The following is a 5,067-nucleotide window of genomic DNA, read 5'->3' on the forward strand; positions in this document are numbered from 1 at the left end:
GTGGTGAGCCGCCCTTTTTCATGCCCGTGCGGGGAACGGAAAACTGTCGTACTCACTGGAGGATTTCGTTCGCACTGACACACCGGCAACTGGTCGGGGTTTCCGACAAGTTTACGTTGGCCGGGCTCTCTATAGATGTCAATGGTTTTCGAAAGTCTTCCGCTTGCCAGCTTGATGAACTCCTTCCAAGGATTCGGGGAGACTCCCAGTGGTGAAGATTGATAAATTCTGTTTTACGACGTAACATAATTAGTAACACGACCGGTTCCGCTTCCCATCTCGGTGGGAAGTCCAGGGCCGGTCTTCGCTTTCAGGATGCCGAACGGGGCAAGCTGATGTCGCAGGCAAAAACATTCGAGACTCACTCAAGGCAAGTTGACATACTTCGCGCGCGAGGAATGCGTGTTGACGATCGTGCTGGCGCCGAAAGCACACTTGCCCGGCTGAACTACTACCGGCTTTCTGGCTATTGGCACCCCATGCGTCGTTTTGTTGACGGTCAAGCGCTTGACGAATTTGTCGGGGGTTCCTCGTTTGAACTGGTTCTTTCCCTTTACGAATTCGATGAGCGTCTCCGACACACAGTTTTTGCTGAACTTGATCGAGTCGAAATGGCAGTAAGAGCCATGTTGGGCCATGAACTTGGGAGTATTGACCCAATGATCCACCTGAACACGAAACGATTAGGTGCACGTGCTCGGCAACTCAGGGGGCGCCAGAAAACAGTGCATAGCATTTGGCTATCAAAATACGAGTCTGCCGTAGAGAACTCGAAAGAGGATTTCGTTCGCCATCATGAGGAAAAGTATGGTGGAGCGATCCCTATATGGGCTGCTGTTGAAGTTATGGACTGGGGAATGCTGTCTCACCTGTACGGTATGTCGCCAACTACAGCACGAAACCGAATCGCCGATCACTGTGGACTGAGCGCTCCCCAGCTCGAATCGTGGCTCAAGTCTATGAACATCCTTCGCAACCTTGCAGCACATCACGCCCGTATGTTCAACCGTGTCTACGACATTAAACCCAAGCTAAATAACGATCCTCAATTGTTGGAAGCCACCGTGCAGGTAAATCGAGTTTTTGGGCAACTGTCTTTAATCCAGTATATGCACCGCCAACTAAAACTGTCGCCTGCTGATAAGCTGCCCAGGTTGCTTAGCACCTACCCTGATAATCCCATTGTTCCGCTGGCACGCACAGGAGCGCCCGACAATTGGAGTCACCTTAGACTCTGGCTTGTCTAAAACGAAACATAGCTCGTCTGTGTATCCATCTCAGCGTGGAGCGGTACAGTTCTCACCGAGATACGGAGAAACTGCTAGGAGATTTTGCGCTATGGTTGGTCCTTCTATACGTAATCCACTGATATTCTAGGAAGAAACCCACGGAGGTCGAATCACCGGTTGGGTTCTCTCTACATTTCCCACTGATATACTGGGGGGACTCGTACGGGACAAGGCCGGACGGTTGGGTTCTCTCTACATTTCCCACTGATATACTGGTGAACTTCCAGTTTTCGGCGGGATACAAGCGAAAAGTGGCGGTTTGACACTCGTAAAAATGAGTGGTGAGCCGCCCTTTTTCATGCCCGTGCGGGGTTCCGATTCAAAAACTGGCGCATGACCACACAGACCGACCAACTTTCGCACCTCCGACTCACGCGTTTTTTATCCCAGCCGCAACTAGGTCACCCATGAGCACATTTCAACCCCGTAAGCCCGCCGGATCACCGAAGGGCGGCCAGTTCGACACCAAGCCGCACGTCCCCTCCGACCTCGTACTAGGCGAAGAAGAAGAGGACGCGACCGACGGCATCAACCCGACCAACCAGTGTGACCATGCGTTCAGCGACCTTGAATACGCGCACACCACGCGAACCGGCTACGACTATGACCGCTCCGGCTTTGATTCCGTCACCGTCAATGACGTCATTGAGACAGCCATGCGTGCCCGCCAATGTACGTTCAGGGAGGTGGACGCAACCAACTCCATCTTCCCCTTCTCTGAACTCGACGGATCCACGGTCACCAGTTGCTCCCTCACCGACGTGTCCCTGGCGCGCTCCATGATGCGCCGCATGGACATCGGCTACACGACACTCAAAAACTGTCGCCTCGTCAACAGTGATATGGAGGGCTCCACCATCCGCGAAAGCCAGTTCCTCAACGTCAGTGCTTCCGGCGTGAGTGCACGGTCCGCACAGTTCTATGATTCAACAATCAGCGGGCACCTCGAATACATCGACCTGTCAGACGCCCACCTGGACAACTGCGACCTGAGGGGCGTGCAGGCTCGCGGCGCTATCCTCAACCAGGCTTCCATCACGGAAACCACCACTTTGGCCGGTGCTGACCTGCGTGAGGCGGACATGATTAGTACCCGCATGGTCGGGGTGGATGCTCAAGGCGCGAACATGGGTGGCGCAAGCGCGATCCGCGCGGATTTTCGCAGTGCGAACCTGCGGGGCGTGAACCTGAAGGGTGCGAAACTGGACGGTGCCCTGTTTGATGACGCGGACGTGAGTGGGGCGACGATTGATGAGACGTACCGCCGCAAGATTGAGCAGGTCGCCTACAGCACGGAGGGAGTGACGTGGGTTGGTGCGTGAGAGTGCGCCTCGTCCCACAAGCGGGAATATGAGTGAGATGAATTTCCTATCCGGCTACAAGCCCGACCAGGTGCTGTTTTCCGTGTCCGAAGTAGCGTCCATCCTGGGCGTGAGTGAGCAGGGCGTGTACAAGTGGATCTACGCCCATAAGCTACCCGCACTGCGTCTTGGCTCCCAAACGCTCCGCGTGACGCGTGATGCTCTGGTGAATTTTGCCGTGGAGGCTTTCCCCAGCGTTTAGTGGCACGCATAGTCGTCCGGCCCACTCTTTTTCCGCGTGGCCTTTTAAGAGTGGGCCGGATTTTTGTGCGCGCTGCGCCCTAGAAGCCTGAGCGTCCCAGGACCGCGTTTCTGTATGCGGCCTGTTCGTATGTTTCCTGGTCGTCGTATTCGCTGCTCCACTCATCGAGGTTGTCAGCGTACGTGGAGGTCACGTCTTCCATGGAGCGGATGATTGTTTCAGGGTCTCCGTTGATGCGAATGTGGTGTTCTTCAGCGTACCCGTCGTCGCGGATCGTCAGGTCAACGCCTTCTGGGTCGTAGGCGATGGTGTAGTGGGCGTCGGTTGCTTCGCTCGTGTAGGTGATGACGCCACTGTTGTCGCCGGTCTTGGTTGCGTGGTCGGTGTCGAACGCGTAGCTGAGTTCGCGTGCCTGGTCGGCGTGTTCGTGTGTGGCTTCCTGGTCCAGGTCGGGGATGGGGATGAATTTGACGCCGAAGGAGAGTCCGAGGTTTCTGCCGCTTTTGGAGACGTAGGGCGGTTCGGTGTAGGTGGCGGTGCCGTGGTCGTACGTGTCGTAGGGGGCGTTCAGCGGGTCGCCTTCGATCTGGTCGTGCGGCTTGGTGTCGAATTGTCCGCCTTGTGGGCTGCCTGCTGGTTTGCGTGGTTGAAATGAAGTAGTCATGGAGGTTCTAGTTGCGGCTGAGGCAAAATGCTCGGGTTGACCGGCACGAAAGTGGAGCGAGCTTCAACCCGTGCCACCACCCTGGTGTAGGTCATCGGCAGACCGGAAGCCAGTTCATAACCGCCGAGCTTGAGAGTGGAGCGTTCCAGCAGTCCAGGGCGAAAGTCCCTGCGGATAAAACAAACACACCGTAACCAACGGGTTTGAGTAAAAACCACCCACGCGAGTAAACGGCATACCAACAGCTGGTCAAGTGCGGGTTATGCTAGTCCACCTCGACCCGTGCTCTTAGTGGGCTGGAGCTCAGCTGACGCCCTCTGTGGACCGCCTGCGAGTGCTGGTAATCGCCGACCTGCGCCAAAGTTGTTACCCGATTTCAGCCCACTCAATGCTCGTGCTACCCGACCTGAGCGCGTTTTTTTTCAGCCGCAACTAGGTCACTCATGACTACTTCATTTCAGCCCCGTAAGCCCGCCGGTTCACCCCAGGGCGGCCAGTTTGACACGAAACCTCACGACCAGATCGGAAGCGCGCTTGATACGGGCGTGACCGCATCCGACCTGGAAAACCCCGACGGTACCGTCAACTTCGCTAAAATCTTTGCCGAGGAAACCTACGGGCCGGACGATAACCGCAGGCTGTTCGGCGTGTACGTTGATTACGATGATCAGCTACGCAGCGAACAGGTGGAAGCTCTCCTCCAGGGTGATCCTGATAGCACGGTGGATTATGAGATTTTCACCAGCATGACCTACCCGCAAGTGTATGAGAAGGTCACTGAAACGCTTGAGGCGTGGGAAGAATCCATGGGGTGGGAAGAGTGGGACGCGCTACTCGACAGGCACTTCGACGGCGACAGGACGCTCCTGGAGGACGAAGCCCGCGAATACTACATGGACAACATGGACGAGGACGCGATGTCCCAGCTGGTTCGCCTCACCAGGAACGTCGATTTTCGCCATGATGTTGTCACTATTGACACGGACGAGTGGCTGGAAATGGAGCCCGATGAGATGCGTGAGGCTATCACGGATCGTGTGATGAGCGAGCTTGTGGCGAAAGGTGTCGATGACACGGCTGAGAACAGGGCAGCGGTTCGCACGATGGTCGACAAGATTGACGACGATGACCTGGGTGGGGGGCTGACGCTTAGTGTGGCGGGCAGGGCGGACGCCTCCGACCTTCTGTGTGACGAGGAGGGGAACCAGGTGTGGTGGTGGGATTCCACTGTGGATTATGAGCGGCCTTACGTGGAAATGCGGTCCGATTCCTATTCGTATGAGTATGGACCCGTGGGGAGCGGGTATGTGTCCGGCACGCTGAGCGCGCCTTTGATGGTGGAGGAGGACTGTATTCACGTGGATACGAACATCATGGGGGAGAAGGCTGCGAGCAGTGTGACGCGCAGGAAGGTTGACTCGCCGGACGCCAGTCATTAGTTGGTTGGGTTCTTTCTACAGTTCCCACTGATATACTGGTTTGGTGGCCTCGCGACCGGCTCCGGCGGTTGGGTTCTTTCTACACTTCCCACTGATATACTGGTGAACGTCC

The 5,067-nt window shown here is 56.1% G+C and carries 5 protein-coding genes; 4 read left to right on the forward strand and 1 reads right to left on the reverse strand.

The window, feature by feature from the left end; all coding sequences use genetic code 11:
- The first annotated feature begins 398 nt into the window (after positions 1-398).
- From HMPREF2975_RS06955 to HMPREF2975_RS06965, 3 genes are all read left to right on the forward strand, one after another.
- The gene (locus tag HMPREF2975_RS06955; protein WP_227469309.1) at positions 399-1,247 is read left to right on the forward strand and encodes an Abi family protein; all 849 of its coding nucleotides are present in this window, start codon (positions 399-401) and stop codon (positions 1,245-1,247) included.
- Between the two features lie 449 nt (positions 1,248-1,696).
- Positions 1,697-2,611, forward strand: coding sequence for a pentapeptide repeat-containing protein (locus HMPREF2975_RS06960; RefSeq protein WP_070726680.1), 915 nt, complete (start codon positions 1,697-1,699; stop codon positions 2,609-2,611).
- Between the two features lie 28 nt (positions 2,612-2,639).
- A complete protein-coding gene (locus HMPREF2975_RS06965) occupies positions 2,640-2,852 on the forward strand; it encodes a helix-turn-helix domain-containing protein (RefSeq protein WP_070726682.1) in 213 nt (70 codons plus the stop codon).
- Positions 2,853-2,931: 79 nt separating this feature from the next.
- Here HMPREF2975_RS06965 and HMPREF2975_RS06970 read toward each other — a convergent pair whose 3' ends face one another.
- A complete protein-coding gene (locus tag HMPREF2975_RS06970; RefSeq protein ID WP_070726684.1) occupies positions 2,932-3,516 on the reverse strand; it encodes a hypothetical protein in 585 nt (194 codons plus the stop codon).
- Positions 3,517-3,959: 443 nt separating this feature from the next.
- Here HMPREF2975_RS06970 and HMPREF2975_RS06975 point away from each other — a divergent pair, with 443 nt between their 5' ends.
- Positions 3,960-4,955 (forward strand): hypothetical protein, encoded by a 996-nt coding sequence (locus tag HMPREF2975_RS06975; RefSeq protein WP_070726686.1) that lies wholly within the window; start codon positions 3,960-3,962, stop codon positions 4,953-4,955.
- Positions 4,956-5,067 lie beyond the last annotated feature (112 nt).

The sequence above is a fragment of the Actinomyces sp. HMSC065F12 genome (assembly GCF_001814535.1).
Taxonomy (GTDB): Bacteria; Actinomycetota; Actinomycetes; order Actinomycetales; family Actinomycetaceae; genus Pauljensenia; species Pauljensenia radingae_A.